This is a genomic window from Humibacter ginsenosidimutans (assembly GCF_007859675.1).
Classification (GTDB): Bacteria; Actinomycetota; Actinomycetes; order Actinomycetales; family Microbacteriaceae; genus Humibacter; species Humibacter ginsenosidimutans.
On sequence record NZ_CP042305.1, the window covers coordinates 3,696,714 to 3,715,032 of the forward strand.

Here is an 18,319-nt window from a genome sequence, read left to right on the forward strand (position 1 = left end):
TGTCAGAGTCGACCATCGGCATCATCATGAACGGCGTCTCCGGGCGCATGGGCTACCGGCAGCACCTCGTGCGCTCGATCCTCGCGATTCGCGAGCAGGGCGGCGTCGAGCTGTCCGACGGTCGCCGTGTGCAGGTCGAGCCCCTGCTCGTCGGCCGCAACGAGGCGAAGCTCGCCGAGCTCGCGCGGCGCCACGGGCTGGAGCACTACACCACCGATCTCGATGCGGCGCTGGCGGATGACCGGTGGCAGATCTACTCGGACTTCCTCGTGACGAAGGCGCGGGCATCCGCTCTGCGCAAGGCGATCGCCGCAGGCAAGGCCATCTACACCGAGAAGCCAACGGCAGAGACGTTCGAGGAGGCGCTGGAGCTCGCCCGCCTCGCCGACGAGGCCGGCATCAAGAACGGCGTCGTGCACGACAAGCTCTACCTGCCCGGCCTGCGCAAGCTGCGCCGCCTCATCGACTCCGGGTTCTTCGGCCGCATCCTTTCGGTGCGCGGCGAGTTCGGCTACTGGGTGTTCGAGGGCGACTGGATGCCCGCCCAGCGCCCCAGCTGGAACTACCGCACCGAAGACGGCGGCGGCATCATCGTGGACATGTTCCCGCACTGGAACTACGTGCTCGAGTACCTGTTCGGCCGCGTGGAGTCGGTGTACGCCAGGGCCGTCACCGAGATCCCGGAGCGCGTCGACGAACAGGGTCGCACCTACAAGGCCACGGCGGATGACGCCGCGTACGCCGTGTTCGACCTCGCTGGAGGCATCACCGCGCAGCTCAACTCGAGCTGGACCACGCGCGTGAACCGCGACGAACTGGTCGAGTTCCAGGTGGACGGCACGCACGGAAGCGCGGTGGTCGGGCTGTTCGGCTGCAAGATCCAGCCGCGCAACGCCACTCCGCGTCCGACGTGGAACCCGGACATCCCCGACGGCCACGACTACGCGGCCGACTGGCACGAGGTGCCGCCCCTCGACCTGAACGGCGCCGAGGGATTCGAGAACGGATTCAAGGTGCAGTGGGAGGAGTTCATCCGCCACGTCGCCGAAGACGCGCCGTTCCCGTACGACCTGCTCTCCGGCGCCCGCGGCGTGCTGATGGCGGAGAAGGGGCTCGAGAGCTCGCGCACCGGAGCCCGCGTGGACATCCCCGAGGTCACGGCCGAGAACCTGCGCGAACTCGCCGGCACCGTCGACGGCGGCGCGCGATGACCGATCTGCTGCTGCTGGCGCCCGACGGCCGGGTGCGCACCGAACTCCTGGTCGAGCACGAGCCGATGCTCACTCCGGCGACGCCGTTGAAGTCGAGGGTCGCGTATGCGGCGGCCCACGTCATCCCGAAGCCCTACGCCGACAACGTGCCCGGCGCCCCCGCCGACCTCGACTGGGATGCCACTCTCGCCTTCCGGCACCACGTGTGGTCGCAGGGCCTCGGCGTGGCCGATGCCATGGACACCGCCCAGCGCAACATGGGCCTGGATGCCGCTGCGACGCGCGAGCTCATCTCGCGCAGCGCGAAGGAGGCTGAATCTGTCGGCGGCGCGCTCGTCGTGGGCGTCAACACCGACCACATCGACGACGAGGTCATCTCGATCGACGCCGTGATCGACGCTTACCTCGAGCAGCTGCACTTCACCGAGGATGCCGGCGCCGGCGTCGTGCTGATGGCTTCCCGACACCTCGCGCGCGTCGCGGAGTCGCCCGCCGACTACGAGCGCGTGTACAACGCCGTGCTGGGCAAGGCGACCACCCCTGTCATCCTGCACTGGCTCGGCGAGGCCTTCGATCCGGTGCTCGCGGGCTACTTCGGCGGCCGGGACGGCGACCTGAACACGGCGACCGACACCCTGCTGCGCATCATCGAGGAGAACGCCGACACGGTGAGCGGCGTGAAAATGAGCCTGCTGGATGCCGACGCCGAGATCGCCGTGCGCGCGCGGCTCCCGCACACGGCATCCATGTACACCGGTGACGACTTCAACTACGTCGACCTCATCCGCGGCGACGGCACGATCGCCGACCTGCCCGACGGAGGCCGCTCGGATGCGCGCGGCCACTACTCCGATGCCCTCCTCGGCGCGTTCGCCGCGATCGCGCCCGTGGCAGCGCGCGCCATTCGCGCGCTCGACGCCGGTGACCCGGAGGCGTACGAGCGCATCCTGCGGCCGACCGAAGCGCTGAGCCGCCAGGTGTTCGCCGCGCCGACCTTCTACTACAAGACCGGCGTGGCCTTCCTCAGCTGGCTGAACGGGCACCAGGAGTCGTTCACGATGGTGGGCGGCCTGCACTCGGCACGCAGCCTGCCGCATCTCTCCGAGATCGTGCGGCTCGCGAACGCCTCTGCCGCTCTCGAACGTCCCGAGCTGGCCGCCGCACGCTGGAACGGGCTGCTAGCGCTCAACGGCATCGTCGAGCCGACGGCCCCGCCCGCATCACCACCGGCTCCGGAGCACGCCGAAGGCGAGCGTCTCGAAACCGGCACGACGGAGCGCACCGCATGACCGCGCACCCGAGGTTCTCGCTCAACCAGGCGACCGTGAAGTACGCCTCCCTCGCCGAGGCGATCGTCGCGACGAAGAGCGCGGGCATCCAGGCGATCGGCACCTGGCGCGAACCCGTCGCCGAGATCGGGCTGGATGCCGCCACCCGTCTCATCGCGGACTCCGGCCTGCGCGTCTCCAGCCACTGCCGTGCGGGATTCTTCACGGCGCCCGACGGCCCCGAAAGGGTCGCCTCGCTCGACGACAACCGCCGCGCCATCGACGAGACCGCGGCGCTCGCCGCTGCAGGGGCGCCGGGATCGGCCGCGGTGCTCGTGCTCGTCTCCGGTGCGCTTCCCGGAGGCGACCGCGACCTCATCGGCGCGCGCGAGCGGGTGCGCGACGCACTCGGCGACTTGGAGCCGTACGCGGCATCCGCTGGGGTGACGCTCGCTGTCGAGGCGCTGCACCCCATGTTCGCTGCCGACCGCTGCGTCGTGTCCACGCTCGGGCAGGCCATCGACCTCGCGGTCGACGCCGGCCCGTCGGTCGGCGTCGTCGTCGACACGTATCACGTGTGGTGGGATCCGGACGTGCTCGCCCAGATCGCTCGCGCCGGCAGCCTCGGCCGGATCGCGAGCTACCAGGTGTGCGACTGGCTCACCCCGCTGCCGGCCGATGTGCTGCTCGGTCGCGGCATTCCGGGTGACGGACACATCGACTTCGGGCCGATCACCCGAGCCGTCGAGGCCGCCGGCTACACGGGCGACATCGAGTGCGAGATCTTCAACGAGGATGTCTGGGCCCGCCCCCACGACGACGTCGCCGCCGCGGTCTCCGCGGCCTTCACCAGCGTCGTGGCGCCCCACCTGTAGCCGGCCGGACCCCCGCGGCGTCTCCTGCGGCCGGCCTCCACCGTGCGGCGTCCGGGAGGCCGCGCCCGCATCCTGCCCGCCCGAGCCGTTCAGAACTCAGGACGAACACACCGCAGGCGCCCAGGAGTCACCGGCCTGCGCGGTCGATCGTGGTCTCTCGACGCGCCGATCCTGAGTTCTGAACGGATGGCCGTCTGCACCGACGACACGAAAGAGTAGACCAGACACGAGAGAGTAGACCCATGCGCATCGTGATCGCCCCCGACTCGTTCAAAGGCTCCGCCTCCGCCGTGCGGGTGTGCGAGGCCCTCGCCGCCGGCTGGCGCGAAGTGCGTCCCGACGACGAGCTCGTCGAACTGCCGATGGCCGACGGGGGAGAGGGCACGCTCGACGCGTTCCTGCTCGCCGTGCCGGGGGCGAACCGGATGCCCGTGCGGGTGACCGGTCCCGACGGGCGCGTGGTGCAGGCATCCTGGGTGCTGCTTCCGCCGACCCCAGAGCTGCCAGGCGGCACCGGGGTCGTGGAGCTCGCCGAGACGAGCGGGCTGCCGCTCATGGCGCGTCTCGACGCGATGAACGCGCACACGCTCGGCTTCGGTCAGGCGATCGCCGCTGCCATCGACCACGGGGTGTCCCGGCTGCTTCTCGGCATCGGCGGCAGCGCGTCCACCGACGGCGGCGGCGGTGTGCTCGTCGCGCTCGGCGCCCGCCTGCTCGACGCCGAGGGGCTCTCCGTGCTGCTCGGCGGCGGCTCGCTGCCCGAGGTGGCGACGATCGACGTGTCGAGACTCCGGTCGCTGCCCGAAGGCGGGGCGCTCGTGCTCAGCGACGTGACCAACCCGCTGCTCGGGGCATCCGGTGCAGCCGACGTCTTCGGCGAGCAGAAGGGAGCGGATGCCGCACAGCGCGCCGACCTCGAGGCCGCCCTCGCGAGCTGGTCGCGTGTGCTGTCCGCGGCAGGAGTAGCGGCCGACCCGGCCGCCCCCGGTGCCGGCGCGGCCGGAGGCACGGGCTTCGGCCTGATGGCGTGGGGTGCCCGGTTGGTCTCCGGCGCCTCCGCGATCGCCGATGCCATCGGACTCGACGCGGCGCTCGCCGACGCGGACCTCGTGATCACCGGTGAGGGACGATTCGACGCCCAGACCGACGGCGGAAAGGCGCCCGCGATCGTCGCAGAGCATGCTCGCGCGGCCCACGCGCCGATCGCGCTCGTGGCGGGCTCACTGGCGGCCGAGCCCCACGGATTCGTCTCTGCCTTCGCGCTCACCGACCTGGCAGGTTCAGCGGGAGCAGCGCTGGCGGATGCCCCGCGCTGGCTCCGCGCAGCGGGTGAGGCACTCGCCGTGCGAGAGGGACACGGCCCCGAGTGACGCGAATGTGCCAGTAGCGAGTCCGGTGACGACTCTGCGCGCCGCTGACGCTCGCTCGCCCGCTGGCGCTCAGGCGCCCGACGGGTTATCCGCCACGGTTGCCGCGTACCGCGCGTACTGCTCCCGGATCACCGGCCTGAAATCCGGCTCGGGCCGCGCCACGACGTCGAGCGGCCACTCGGGCCGAACGCCCGTCAACACCCAGGCGGCCTGCACCGCGGCCCCGTTCGCGACGTACTCGCCCGGCGCGGGCACCACCACCGGCGCATCGAACACCTGCGCCGCCACGGCCTGCACGGCGGGGTTGAGCGCGGCGCCGCCCACGAGCAGCAGCCGCTGCTCGCGCACGCCTACCGCACGCACGGCGTCGAGGCCGGCCGCAAGCCCGCCGAGCATGCCCTCAACGGCAGCTCGTGCGAGATTCTCCCCTGCGGCTGGAAGCGATCGAGAGCCCGTGCAGGCTCGCCTTCGCCGTCGGCAGGTTCGGCGTGCGCTCGCCCTCGAAGTAGGGCACGAGCACGACGCCCTCGGCTCCGGCGGGCGCCCGAAGGGCGAGCTCCGCGAGGTCGTCGAAGTCGACGTCGAGCAGGTCTGCCATCGTGCCGAGCACGCGCGCGGCGTTCAGAGTGGCGACGAGCGGGAGGAAGCGGCCGGAGGCATCCGCGAACCCGGCGACGGCGCCCGTGGCGTCGGGAACCGACTCGTCGGTCACGGCGAACACCGTGCCGCTCGTGCCGAGCGACACGATCACGTCACCGGATGCCGCGCCGAGACCGAGCGCCGCCCCCGCGTTGTCTCCTGCGCCGGGTCCGACGATGAGGCCGGCGCGCACCGTGATCGAACTGCTCGAGGCTGGAATGCGCTGCTCGACCGTGACGCCGGCGGGCTCGGTCGGTCCGAGCACGCGCGGCAGCACGACGGCGCCGGCCGCGGCCTCGGCGCGCTCCGCCTCATCGGCCGGCACCCCGAGCGCCTCGCGACCCTGGCGTCCGAGCGCGAGCTCGAACAGCCCGAGGTCGTAATCCTCGTCGGCAGGCGACCAGTATGCGGTGCCCGACGCGTCCGAGCGATCGGTGACCAGAGCGTCGAGCTGCGGGCCGAGCGGGGACTCGCCCTCCGGTCCGTAGCCGAGCAGCCGCCACGTGAGCCAGTCGTGCGGCAGAGCGACAGCGGCGACCCTGGCCGCGTTCTCGGGCTCGGCATCCAGCAGCCAGCGCAGCTTCGTGGCGGTGAAGGATGCCACAGGCACCGATCCCGCGCGCCGCGCGTATTCGGCCGACCCCACCTCGTCGGTCAGTGCAGCGGCTGCGTCGGCGCTGCGGGTGTCGTTCCAGAGCAGGGCGTCGCGGATGACCCGGCCATCGGCATCCAGCACCACCATGCCGTGCTGCTGGCCGCCGATGGCGATCGCCGCGACGTCGTCGAGGCCGCCGGCATCGTCGATCGCCGCACCGAGCGCCGCCCACCACGCTGCCGGGTCGACCTCGGTGCCGTCAGGATGCCCCGCTCGGCCCGAGCGCACCAGCGCCCCGCTCTCGAGGTCGCGGATCACGACCTTGCAGCTCTGCGTCGACGAGTCGACGCCCGCGACGAGTGTCATGGTTTGCCTTCCCATTCGTGAACATGTACCCGTTCCGGACACGTGCGCCCGTCCGGGCGGTTGCACGTGTCCGGAACGGACACTAGTCGTGGGGTCTTGCAGCGCCTCAGCGGGCGCCGAGCAGGTGCTCGGTGGCCAGCTGCTGCAGGCGCACGAAGCCGAAGCCCTTGCCGTTCAGGTAGGCGTCGGTGTCGAAGTCCTCCCACGCACTGCGGTCGGCCTTGATCGACTCGATCGTCTCGCCGTCGTTCAGGGTGTTCTGCTCGAGCTCGAACACCTTCGCGGCCTCGAGGGCCTCCTGCACCTCGGGGTCGGCGCGGAAGGCGTCGGCGCGCTCCTTGAGCAGCAGGTAGGTCTCCATGTTGGCCCTGGCGGAGTCCCACACGCCCGACTCGTCCTCGGTGCGGCTCGGCTTGTAGTCGAAGTGGCGGGGACCGTCGTAGGCCGGTCCGCCGTTCGCCCCGCCGTGCTCGAGCAGGTCGACGAGGGCGAACGCGTTGTGCAGATCGCCGTGACCGAAGGCGAGGTCCTGGTCGTACTTGATGGAGCGCTGGCCGTTCAGGTCGATGTGGAACAGCTTGCCGTGGTAAAGCGCCTGGGCGACGCCCGAGGTGAAGTTGAGGCCGGCCATGGTCTCGTGTCCGACCTCGGGGTTGAGACCGACGAGCTCGGGGTGCTCGAGCGAGTCGATGAACGCGATGGCGTGGCCGAGCGTCGGCAGCAGGATGTCGCCGCGCGGCTCGTTCGGCTTCGGCTCGATGGCGAAGCGGATGTCCCAGCCCTGCGACAGCACGTAGTCGCCGAGGAAGTCCACCGCCTCCTTGTAGCGGGCGAGCGCCGCCTGGATGTTCTTGGCCGAGTCGTACTCCGCGCCCTCGCGTCCGCCCCACATCACGAACGTCTTCGCGCCGAGCTCCACGCCCAGCTCGAGCTGGCGCAGGATCTTGCGGATCGTGTACCGGCGCACCTGACGGTCGTTGGAGGTGACGCCGCCGTCCTTGAAGACGGGTGCGGAGAACGTGTTCGTGGTGACCATCGGCACGATGAGGCCGGTGTCGGCGAGCGCGCCCTTCAGACGGTCGATCTGCTTCTCGCGCTCGGCATCGGTGGAGCCGAAGGGGAAGAGGTCGTCGTCGTGGAAGGTGAGGCCGTATGCGCCGAGTTCGGCGAGCTTCTCGACCGCGTGCACGACGTCGAGCGGGGCACGGGTCGGGCCGCCGAACGGGTCGGTGCCGTTGTAGCCGATGGTCCAGAGACCGAACGAGAACTTGTCGTCGCGCGTGGGCGTGAGTGCCATGGGAAAGTCCTTCAACATCGAAAGAAGAGTATTTGTTGTGATGTAAAACATATCAGACCTGGTGGTCTGAGTCGAGGCGCCGCGGCCATCCGGTGAGCGCTCTCTCGTTCTGGCTCCTGCGCCGTTGCCGGCCCGTTCTGCACCTGAATCGTTCGGCGACTCGTGAGTTCGAGGGGGAGTGAGGGTGCTACGCCACCGTCACCGGCGCGTGCAGCGTGCGCGTGTGATCGACGTGTCGCACCGGCCCGGTCAGCGTGACGGGCAGTGCGAACCGCAGGTCGCCGCTGGATGCCCCGAGCCGCAGCTCGAGCTCGCCGGGCTCCACGATCCGTGTGAAGTCCCGCCCGGTGAAGGCGGCCAGGTCGGCGCTCACGCGGAACGACACCCGCGCGCTCGTGCCGGCCTCCAGCGGAACGCTCGCGTACCCGATCAGCCGGTTCACCGGCCGCACGACGGAGGCCACAGGGTCGTGCAGGTACAGCTGCACGTTCTCGATGCCGTCGCGCTCGCCGATGTTCGTGACCGTGAGCGAGACCGTGACCGCTCCCGAGGTGGGAGTCTGCGCGGCGTCGACCGCGGCATCCGACCACTCGAACGTCGTGTACGAGAGCCCGTGTCCGAACGGGAACTTCGCGGTCGGGTCGATGTTGGAGACACCGGTGGGTCCGCCGAGCGGCGCCGCGAGGTAGGTGCCTGGCTGGCCGCCCTCGATGGCGGGGATGCTCACGGGCAGCCGCCCGCTCGGGTTCACCCTTCCGCTCAGCACGCCCGCGATCGCCGGACCGCCCTCCTCACCGGGGAAGAACGCGGTCACGATCGCGGCGGCCTCGTCGGCGGCCGTGCCGAGGGAGTACGGGCGGCCCTCGACGAGCGTCGCGACGACCGGCGTGCCGGAGGCGATGAGCGCATCCAGCAGGTCCTGCTGCCGTCCGGGCAGTCGCATGCTCGCGGCGTCGCAGCCCTCGCCGGAGGTGCCGCGACCGAAGAGCCCTGCATGGTCGCCGAGCACGGCGATGACGAGGTCGGCGTCTTCGGCGGCGGCCATCGCGCGTTCGATGCCGGCGGCATCCGCCTCGGCCGTGCCGTCGCCCTTGCCGTCGACGCTCACGCCCTTCTCGACGGTGAACCTCGCGTTCGCGAACTCGGCGCGCAGGCTCTCGAGCACCGTCGGCAGCTCGATTCCGATCGGCACCTCGGGGTGCAGGGTGCCGACGTGGCTCGGGAACGAGTAGCAGCCCAGCATGGCGAACTGGTCGTCGGCGAGCGGGCCGATGACGGCGATGCGGATGCCCGCGTCGGGCGTCAGAGGAAGCGTCCCGTCGTTGCGCACCAGCACGACAGCCCGCTCGGCGACCTCCCTGGCGAGGGCTCTGTCGTCGTCGGTGTCGAGCCGCACGCGTCCGCGCACCGCCTCGATGTCGTCGAGATCGGCGTCGGTCCAGCCGTCGGGCAGCGGCGACCAGCCGGCGTCGAGCATGCCGAACTCCGCCTTCTGCAGCAGCACCCGACGCAGGGCGCGGTCGACGAACGACTCGGCGAGCTCGCCCGACTCGACGGCGGCCACCAACGGGTCGCCATAGGCCTTCACCGTGGGCAGCTCGACGTCGACGCCCGCCTTGAGGGCGGCGGCAGCCGCCTCCTCCCAGGTGCCCGCGACGCCGTGCAGCGTCTTGAGAAAAGCGATGCCGAAGTAGTCGGCCACGACCGTGCCGGTGAAGCCCCAGGTGTCGCGGAGCAGTCCGGTCAGCAGCGTCTCGTCGCCCGCCGACGGCACGCCGTCGACGTCGGTGTAGGCGTGCATCACACTGCGCACGCCGCCGTCGCGCACCGCCAGCTCGAAGGGCGGAACCATCACGTCGTTGAACTCGCGGCGTCCCATCGACACGGGCGCCAGGTTGCGGGCGGCCTTCGAGGCGGAATACCCGATGAAGTGCTTGAGCGTGGCGACGATGCCCGTCGACTCGAGGCCGCGCACGTACGCGGTGGCGATGGTACCGACGAGGTACGGGTCTTCGCCGATGGTCTCCTCGGTGCGGCCCCAGCGCGGGTCCCGCGTCACGTCGAGCACAGGCGCGAGGCCCTGGTGCACGCCGACCGCGCGCATGCCTGCGCCGATCCGCTGTGCCACCCGCTCGATGAGTGCCGGGTCGAACGTGGCGCCCCACGACAGCGGCACGGGGTAGGCCGTGGCGCCCCACGCGGTGAAGCCGGCCAGGCACTCCTCGTGCGCGATCGCGGGGATGCCGAAGCGGTTCGCGGCCATGATGCGCCGCTGGCTGCGGGCGAGCGAGACCACGCCCACCGCGGCATCCACCGGCGCCGACCCGAACGATCTGGTCAGCTGGCCGAGGCCGTGGGGGAGCAGTTCGTCGAGCTCGACGGCATCCTCGTTCATGTCGTGCTGGAACGGTGCGACGTCGTCGCCGACGGGCGACGACGCCACCCACACGCCGTACAGCTGCGCCACTTTCTCGCGCAGCGTCATCTCCGCGATCAGCGCCTCGACGCGCTCGTGCGCGGGCAACGACGTGTTCTGCCAGCGCGGGCCGTTGGATGCCATGGTGTCCTTTCTCCGGTTCGGCCGCTCTACCGCGGCCACTCCGCCACGAGGTGCTCGGCGACGCGGAACGCGTTCGCCACGATCGTCAGCGTCGGGTTCACCGAGCCGTTGGTCGGGTGCAGCGACGAGTCGCACGCGACTACGCGGCGCGTGCCCCACACGCGGCCGAACGGGTCGGTCGCCGAGTTCTCGGCCGACGTGCCCATGCGTGCGGTGCCGCACGAATGCTCGCCTGCGGCGGATGCCGTCGCCGGCCCGCCCTGCCGCCGAACCTGGGTGATGCCGGCGGCATCCAGCCACCGCGTGCCTTGCACGGCCAACTCGTCCTCCACCTGCTGGCTGGCCCAGTGCACGTCCTTGCGCAGGGCGGCGCCCGGCCGGCCCCAGCGATCGCGCACGTCGGCGAGTGTGACGCGCGAGGTGGGCATGGGGATCTCCTGCCCCATCCCGAACACGCCGAACAGGTTCGCCCGACCGTGCCGCATCCACTCCTTGTGCCCGGAGCCCCAGCCGGGCACGCCGGGCGCCGGTTCGCCCGCCGAGGTGAGCGGCAGCAGACCCATCAGGTCGACGATGACGCCGCCGCCCCACGGGATGGTGGCCGCGTGCACGTGATCCAACGTGGCCACCGAGTGGCCGGGTCCGACGTACGGCTTGACCGGGTCGGCGGAGTGCCCGAGCACCGTCGTGAAGCGATGATCGTGCAGGTGGCGGCCGACGTGGTCGTTGCCGAGGCCGCTCGCGAGCAGCAGGCGAGCGGTCTCCACGGCTCCGGCGGAGACGACCACCACGTCGGCGCTCACGGTGAGTTCGACGGGATCGGTGGAGGCATCCGCCATGATCGTGACGCCGGAGGAGCGCTCGCCGTCGCGCACCTCGATCACCTCGGCGTCCGGCAGCAGGTCGCAGAGCCCGGTGGCGATCGCGCGCGGGATGAACGTGGACTGCGAGCCGTTCTTCGCGTCGACGGGACACGTGTTGCCGATGCACTGCGCGCAGCGGACGCACGCGGCCCGACCTTCCCACGGCACGGAGTTGATGGCGAGCGGGATGGGGCCCCATCCCCAGCCGAGCCGGTCCGCGGCGGCCCCGAGCAGCTCGCGCGACGGCTCCGTGCCCATCGCGGGCATGGGGTAGCCGGCCGATCGCGGGGTGCGCGAGGTGAGCCCGCCCTCTTCGCCCGCGACGCCGAGCGCCCACTCGGCCTTCGTGTAGTACGGCTCCAGATCGTCGTACGACACCGGCCAGTCCGCGATGCTCGCGCCCTCCGGCGTGCCGTAGAGCGACGCCATGCGGAAGTCCTCCGGCATGAACCGCCACGCCATGCCCTGCCAGATGCGCGTGCCGCCGCCGACGGTGTCGGCGTTGAGGCCGTAGAGGCTCGCATCGCCCGTGCCGTCGACGACACGGTCGCCCTCCGGCAGCTGGGCGACCCGAGGATGCCCCGGGCCCGGTCCCACCGTCGGCCAGTACACGGCGTTGCGCTTTCCGTGCAGGTGGTCGCCGCGCACCTCGGCGGCGCGCAGATACGGTGCGCGCTCGACGAGCAGCACGCGTTTGCCAGCGGCCGTCAACACCTGCGCCGCCACGCCGCCGCCGGGTCCGGAGCCCACGATGACCGCGTCGTAGTGCGACTGCACCGCTTTCGAGGCGACGGTCTTCAGCGGCTCGGGCTCGATCGGCGTCACGCCTTCCGGCACTCCGCGGAACCCGACCATGTCGAGGCCGGCGGGATGCCTGCCGTCCGACGACGCGTAGTACCCCTCCCAGCTCACCCGGCGCAGCGCATCGAACGCCTCCGCGCTCGACCCTGTGGAGATGCGCGCCAGCATGGCGTCCTGCGCGACGGTGTCCAGCGCCGCGAAGTCGGCGGCGCCCGCACGGCGGGCCTCATCGTCGAGACGGGCGGCGAGCCCGATCAGCTCCGGCCACGCCCACAGCAGGTCGCGGTCGGCGGAGATCGGGTCGCGAGTGAGGTAGTCGCCGACGCCGCCCTCCCAGCCGGCGGGCCAGGCATCCGCGGGGATGACGCGATCGATCGCGGCCCTGAGTGCAGGAAGGGCGGCCGCGCGTGCTGCGCGACCGCCCTTCTCGCCGGCGTCAGCGTCCGGCAAGAGATCCTCCGATGCCGCCGACGGAGAAGAATCGGTTGAGCACGGCGAACACGATGATGGGCGGCAGCATCATGATGACCGCCACAGCCATGACGAGTCCCCAGTTGGTCTGGTTCTGCTGGAAGAACGTGTTCAGACCGATGGGGAGCGTGTAGTTCTCGTCGCTGCGCAGGAAGACGAGCGCGATCAGGTAGTCGTTCCAGGCCAGCAGGAAAGAGAAGATCGCGGTCGAGAGGATGCCGGGCAGGGAGTTGCGCAGCACGACCCGGGTGAACGAGCCGAACACGGATGCCCCGTCGATCCAGGCCGCTTCTTCGAGTGTGATCGGGATGGAGTCGAAGTACGCCGCCATCATCCAGCACGCGACGCTCATGGTGGAGCCGGTGTAGATGATCATGACGCCGACGAGGTTGTCGACCAGCCCGAGCTTGGAGAACAGGAAGAACAGCGGGATGACGGCGGTGACGACGGGCAGGGACTGCACGATGAACAGGATGAGCGCGTACGAGGAGACCAGCCGGTTGCGTCCCCTGGAGAGCACGTAGCCGGCGGGGGCGGCGATCACGACGGCGGCGACCACCGTGACGGCGGCGACCAGGAGGCTGTTGCCCAGCCAGGTGCCCACGGAGGTCTGCGCGAACACGTCGCCGTAGTTCTCCAGCGTGAGCCCCGTCGCCTTCGAGCCCAGCGACGGCGTGAGGGAGAGGATCACGACGGCCACGATCGGAACGAGGATGAGCGCCGTGATGATCACGATGCCCAGCAGGCGCCACCACTTGCCGCGTTCGCCCAGCTCGCCGAGCGTGCGGCGCTTTCCGGCGTTGACTCCGACCCGGAGCTCGCCGATGAGTTCGGTGGAGGTTTCGGTGCTCATTCGACGCCCGCCTTTCTGATCTGGCGGTACAGCACCACCGAGATGATGACCAGGACGATCGTCATCAGGAACGCGATCGCGACACCGGGACCGACCTGGTAGTTCTGGAACACCGTCTGGTAGGCCAGCACGACAAGCGACTGCGTCGCGTTGACCGGGCCACCGCCGGTGAGAAGGAAGATCGTCGGGAAGTCATTGACGCAGAAGATCGTCATCAGAATCCACGACACGTAGGTGGTGCGGGCGATCATCGGCAACGTGATCTGCGTGAACGTCTGCCACGTGCCTGCACCGTCGACCTTGGATGCCTCGTACACGGTGGTGTCCACGCTCGCCAGCGCCGATGACATCATCATCATCATGAACGGGAAGCTGATCCACACCTTGAAGACGCAGACCGTGATCTGCGCCAGCAACGGGTCGGCCAGGAACAGCACGTTGCCGAACCCGAGCGACTGCGCCAGCAGAGGCAGCGGCGACTGCGGCGTGGCGACCAGCCAGTTCCACGAGGTCGCCGAGACGACCACCGGAACCACCCACGGCAGCAGCAGCAGGACCTTCCACAGCCCGGCCAGGGGAATCCTCGTGCGCAGCAGAAGCGCCAGCCCCAGGCCGGCAGCCCACGACCCGAACACGCCGACGACCGTGAAGATCAGCGTGAAGAGCGCGGCGTGCCAGAACCCCGGCTGCTGCACGACGTCCACGTAGTTCTGGAACCCGACGAATGCGCCGGCATCGATCAGATCGCCATTGCGCAGCGACTGCCAGCCCGCATAGATCACCGGGTACAAGTTCAACAACAACAGGAACAACAGCGACGGGATCGCGAACAGCAAGAAGGTCCACAGGTGCGAGATCGCACGGCCCCGCTTGCCCTTGCTCGGGGCACGCCCCGGCCCAGCCACACCCACACCGTTACGCGCCTTTTTCAGCGCGCCGGTCACGGACTCGGTCGACATGTCAGCCTCTCCTTCGACAGCTTCAGAATGAAAGCGGGTGGGCCCGACGCTCACGCGCAGGCCCACCCGCAGAGCATCCTTACTTCATCAGGCCTTCGATGGCGTTCTGCAACGTCGTCAGCGCGGTCTTGGCATCCGTCTTACCACCGAGGATCGACTGTGCGAACGTGATCATCGGCTGGGTGCCGTCAACGGTGTTGGCGATGTTGTAGAACAGACCCTTTCCGCCGGGCGCAGCCCACGTGCCGTAGATCGGGTTCCAGTCCTTCAGGATCTTCACCGTCACCGGGTCGGCCTTGAGCACCGACGTGTCGGCGATCGAGGTGAGCGGCGGGAGGCCGATGCCGGTCTTCTGCGTCCACAGCTTCGACATGTTCTTGTAGTAGTACGTCATGAACGCCTCCGAACCCTTCTGGCTGGGGGTGTTCTTGTACATCATGATGTTGTTCGGGAAGTAGATGCCGCCCTTCTTGCCCGAGTCGCTCGTCAGCGGGTCGCCGACCACCATGTTGGCCGCCGTCGCCGCGTTCACCGAGGCGGCGAGGCCCGCGCCGTCCCAGCCGTAGCCGAACTTGTTGGCGTTCCACTGAGCCTGCACGTTCGCGCTGGTGTACGTCGCGGCCGCAGGGTCGGAGTAGCCGCTCTTGACGAGCTCGAGCACGTACTCCATGGCCTCGACGTTGACGTCGGTGACGCAGTCGGGCTCCTTCTTCGAGTTGAAGAGGCCCCCACCGTTGTTGATCATGAACGCGGTGAGGATGTGGCTGCCGGTGAAGTTGCCGGCACCCGAGCCGAGGCCGAAGCCGTACACGCCGATCTTCTTGAGCGCCGCGCACACCGTCTTGTATTCGGCCCAGGTGGTCGGCACGTCGACGCCCGCCTTCGAGAGCAGCGTCTTGTTGTACCAGGAGCAGCGCACGTCGAGGTTGTAAGGCACCGCGGCGTATCCCTGGTCGGTCTTCATCGTGTCGAGCAGACCGGGCAGGAAGTCATCGTAGATGCCGTTGCTCTTCCACGAATTGAGAAGGTTGTCCGCGTAGGCGATCTTGCCCTGGTGTGCGAACTGGAACGCCTGCGTGCCGCCGCCGGAGCTGACAGCAGGGCCCGTGTTGGAAGCGACAGCAGACGAGAACGTCTGCGTGAAGTTCGCCCACTGGATCTCCTGGTACGTGGCCGAGGGGAGACCGCTCGCCGGCTTGTAGGCCAGCGTGATCTTCTTGTCGAGCGGGTTGAACGCCGTTCCACCCCAGGGCATGTTCCAGAACTTCAGAGGCTTGCTGCTGCCGGTGCTGCCTCCGCCGCCGCCGCTGGAGCAGGCTGCGAGGAGGGTCGTTGCGGCGACTCCGCCGGCGAGGCCGAGAAAGCCGCGTCGCGTGAAGGCTGCGCCTGTGGATTCCGATGCCATTATCAGATCCTTTCGCCCCGCTTGCTCCATCAGAGGAGGAGCGGAGATTCGTCGTTGAATGTCAGGGTTTGGTGCGTCGGTCGGGCCACGTCTTCACCGGCCGTTCTGTCATCTTTCAGTCTTTTGTTGGACGTGTCAACATTTTATGAGGGGCACCCACGCGTGTCGAAGGCAACTGAAATCAAGATGTGATGAAAGTGTGGGAGCGCTCTCACGGGCACGCTACACGACTATCCGGCGATGGGGCAAAACGTTATCGAGCCGTTGCCGTCGTGCCTCGCACCACGAGTTCGGTCGAGAGCTCCTCGCGCGCGGAACCGGCGGGCATCCCCTCGCGGAGCCGCAGCAGCTTGCGCATCGCGGCGGCCGCCATCTCTTCGATGGGCTGTCGCACGGTGGTGAGCGATGGCGAGATCCACGACGATTCGGGCAGGTCGTCGAAGCCGACGATGCTCAGGTCGTCCGGCACCCCCAATCCGAGGGTGCGGGCGGCGCGGGCGGCGCCGAGTGCCATCTCGTCGGAGCACGCGAAGATGGCTGTCGGTGCGGTCGCCGAGTCGAGCATCCTTCGTGCTGCGTTCTCCGCGCTCTCTCTGCTCCAGTCCGCCGTCTCGACGCGATCGACAGGCAGTTCGACACCCGCCTGCTCGAGCGCGGCACGGAATCCGTCGACCCTGGCGCGGCCGTAGCGATAGTCGCCGGCGCCCGCGATGACGCCGATGTGTCGGTGGCCGAGCTCGACCAGGTGTGTGGCCGCGGAGTATCCGCCCGCCCAGTCCGTGGTGCCGATGCTCGGTACTCCGGTGGCCTGGTCCGAAGAAGGATCGAGCAGCACGAGAGGGATGCCTGCGGCCGCGAGCACCTGCAGCTGCGTGCGATTCGGCGTGAGCAGCGCGACGGTCGCTCCGCGGGAACCGCGGGCGAGCAGGCGCCCCACCCAGTCGGCACCGGCATCCTGATCGGGTCGCGCGACGGTGACCACGACGTCGAGGCCGGCCTCGGAGGCGGCGCGCTCCGCCCCGCTCAGCACGAGGTTGGACCACGAGCCGCTCACCCTGCTGATCACGAGATCGACGAGTCCGCCGAGCTGCGCGTCGCGCGTGCGACCGGCTCGAGGCGTGCGTCGGTAGCCCGTCTGCTCGACGAGCTCCATGACACGGCGGCGTGTCTGCGACGACACGTCGGAGCGACCGTTGAGCACCTTCGACACCGTCGGCACCGTGGTGCCGGCGCGTCGGGCGAGCTCGGCCATCGTCACTCGCGACGCCTCGGCATCGGCCGCCTCGTTGCCGTCCGCGCGCGAAGTGTCCGAGGAGGTCCTCGGAGTCACGGCATCGTGTCGGTTGCTGCTCACAACCTCATGATAGTCATTGAAGTTGCGCAACTTCAGGTCTCCTGAGTCGGCTTGATTGTGGGCCGATCGGGTGCGATTATCGGGGCAAAGACCGATCAACTGACCTCTGTCTTGCGCAACTATGGCGGAACGTACCGGTTGCTGCCACGGCAACGTCGTAGCGGCATCGGCCATGACCACGAAGGAGTCTCGATGGCGGAGCACGCACAGAAGTTGCGCGTCGGCATGGTCGGATACGCGTTCATGGGCGCAGCGCACTCGCACGCGTGGCGCACGGCGCCGCGGTTCTTCGACCAGCCGCTGGTGCCCGAGCTCACCGCCGTGGCCGGGCGCAATCCCGGCGCGGTCGCCGAGGCCGCGGAACGCCTCGGCTGGCAGAGCGTCGAAACGGACTGGCGCAGGCTGATCGAGCGCGACGACATCGACCTGATCGACATCTGCACGCCGGGCGACACGCATCGCGAGATCGCGATCGCCGCCCTCGAGGCGGGCAAGCATGTGCTCTGCGAGAAGCCGCTCGCGAACTCCGTGGCAGACGCGGAGGCGATGGCGGATGCCGCACGCCAGGCATCCGCGCACGGCACCTTCGCGATGTGCGGCTTCACGTATCGCCGCGTGCCCGCCATCGCGCTGGCGAAGCGGTTCGTTCAGGAGGGCCGGCTCGGTGAGATCCGTCACGTTCGCGGCCAGTACCTGCAGGACTGGCTGAGCGACGAGAACGCCCCGCTCACGTGGCGCCTGGACAAGTCGAAGGCCGGCAGCGGAGCGCTCGGCGACATCGGAGCGCACGTCATCGACATGGCGCAGTGGGTGACGGGCTCGAACATCGCGGGGCTGTCCGCGATCACCACCACGTTCGTCACCGAGCGCCCTGTCTCAGGCGAGCTGGTCGGCCTCGGCGGGGCCGGCGCCGCGGAGGGCCCGAAGGGGCCGGTCACTGTCGACGATGCAGCGGCGTTCACCGCGCGCTTCGACAACGGCGCGTTCGGCGTGTTCGAAGCGACGAGGTTCGCACTCGGTCGCAAGAACGCCATTCGCCTCGAGATCAACGGATCGAAGGGGTCGATCGCCTTCGACTTCGAGGACATGAACGTGCTGCAGTACTTCGACAGTGGTGACGATGCCGAGGCGCAGGGATTCCGGCGCATCATCGTGACCGAGCCGGTGCATCCCTATGTCGCGAACTGGTGGCCGGCAGGCCACGGGCTCGGCTACGAGCACGGCTTCACGCACCAGGTGGTCGATCTCGTGCGCGACCTCGCCGCAGGGGTGCAGCCGCACCCGTCGTTCGACGACGCGCTGCAGGTGCAGAGGGTGCTCGACGCCGTGGAGGCCTCCGCAGCCGACGGCTCCGCGTGGCATCCGATCGCCTGACGCCACGCAGCCCAGGTCGTCTGAGCCGCACGGCGACGCGACCGAACCGAACGATCAG

General features: G+C 69.6%; 12 protein-coding genes and 1 pseudogene. 5 read left to right on the plus strand and 8 right to left on the minus strand.

Annotated features, from left to right (window positions below):
• The first annotated feature begins 26 nt into the window (after positions 1 to 26).
• From FPZ11_RS17035 to FPZ11_RS17050, 4 genes are all read left to right on the plus strand, one after another.
• Entirely contained in the window at positions 27 to 1,211 is a 1,185-nt protein-coding gene (locus FPZ11_RS17035; protein ID WP_146322965.1) for a Gfo/Idh/MocA family protein, read from the plus strand.
• Positions 1,208 to 2,500: a dihydrodipicolinate synthase family protein gene (locus FPZ11_RS17040; protein ID WP_146322241.1), complete on the plus strand. Its 1,293-nt coding sequence runs from the start codon at positions 1,208 to 1,210 to the stop codon at positions 2,498 to 2,500. Before FPZ11_RS17035 ends, FPZ11_RS17040 begins: the two co-directional genes overlap by 4 nt.
• The gene (locus FPZ11_RS17045; protein WP_146322242.1) at positions 2,497 to 3,354 is read left to right on the plus strand and encodes a sugar phosphate isomerase/epimerase family protein; all 858 of its coding nucleotides are present in this window, start codon (positions 2,497 to 2,499) and stop codon (positions 3,352 to 3,354) included. The genes FPZ11_RS17040 and FPZ11_RS17045 overlap by 4 nt, the downstream gene beginning before the upstream one ends.
• A 242-nt stretch (positions 3,355 to 3,596) precedes the next feature.
• Positions 3,597 to 4,724, plus strand: a complete 1,128-nt coding sequence (locus tag FPZ11_RS17050) for a glycerate kinase (RefSeq protein WP_146322243.1) — start codon at positions 3,597 to 3,599, stop codon at positions 4,722 to 4,724.
• A 69-nt stretch (positions 4,725 to 4,793) separates the two neighbouring features.
• Here the strand turns inward: FPZ11_RS17050 and FPZ11_RS17055 are convergent.
• The 8 genes and pseudogenes from FPZ11_RS17055 to FPZ11_RS17090 all read right to left on the minus strand — a co-directional run bounded on the left by FPZ11_RS17055 (position 4,794) and on the right by FPZ11_RS17090 (position 16,887).
• A pseudogene (locus FPZ11_RS17055) lies at positions 4,794 to 6,324 on the minus strand (FGGY family carbohydrate kinase).
• 106 nt (positions 6,325 to 6,430) lie between these two features.
• A complete protein-coding gene (gene xylA, locus FPZ11_RS17060; RefSeq protein ID WP_146322244.1) occupies positions 6,431 to 7,621 on the minus strand; it encodes a xylose isomerase in 1,191 nt (396 codons plus the stop codon).
• A 187-nt stretch (positions 7,622 to 7,808) separates the two neighbouring features.
• On the minus strand, positions 7,809 to 10,181 hold the full coding sequence (locus tag FPZ11_RS17065; protein WP_146322245.1) for a beta-xylosidase/alpha-l-arabinosidase: 2,373 nt from the start codon (positions 10,179 to 10,181) through the stop codon (positions 7,809 to 7,811).
• A 26-nt stretch (positions 10,182 to 10,207) separates the two neighbouring features.
• Positions 10,208 to 12,295 (minus strand): GMC family oxidoreductase N-terminal domain-containing protein, encoded by a 2,088-nt coding sequence (locus FPZ11_RS17070; RefSeq protein WP_146322246.1) that lies wholly within the window; start codon positions 12,293 to 12,295, stop codon positions 10,208 to 10,210.
• A complete protein-coding gene (locus FPZ11_RS17075) occupies positions 12,282 to 13,169 on the minus strand; it encodes a carbohydrate ABC transporter permease (protein WP_146322247.1) in 888 nt (295 codons plus the stop codon). Before FPZ11_RS17075 ends, FPZ11_RS17070 begins: the two co-directional genes overlap by 14 nt.
• A complete protein-coding gene (locus tag FPZ11_RS17080; protein ID WP_146322248.1) occupies positions 13,166 to 14,128 on the minus strand; it encodes a carbohydrate ABC transporter permease in 963 nt (320 codons plus the stop codon). Before FPZ11_RS17080 ends, FPZ11_RS17075 begins: the two co-directional genes overlap by 4 nt.
• A gap of 79 nt (positions 14,129 to 14,207) precedes the next feature.
• The gene (locus tag FPZ11_RS17085; RefSeq protein ID WP_146322249.1) at positions 14,208 to 15,533 is read right to left on the minus strand and encodes an ABC transporter substrate-binding protein; all 1,326 of its coding nucleotides are present in this window, start codon (positions 15,531 to 15,533) and stop codon (positions 14,208 to 14,210) included.
• A 253-nt stretch (positions 15,534 to 15,786) separates the two neighbouring features.
• Positions 15,787 to 16,887 carry a LacI family DNA-binding transcriptional regulator gene (locus tag FPZ11_RS17090; protein ID WP_168203892.1) on the minus strand — a complete coding sequence of 367 codons (1,101 nt, stop codon included), beginning with the start codon at positions 16,885 to 16,887 and terminating at the stop codon, positions 15,787 to 15,789.
• Positions 16,888 to 17,079: 192 nt separating this feature from the next.
• Between FPZ11_RS17090 and FPZ11_RS17095 the strand changes: the two genes are divergently transcribed.
• A complete protein-coding gene (locus FPZ11_RS17095; RefSeq protein ID WP_146322251.1) occupies positions 17,080 to 18,261 on the plus strand; it encodes a Gfo/Idh/MocA family protein in 1,182 nt (393 codons plus the stop codon).
• Positions 18,262 to 18,319: the final 58 nt, after the last annotated feature.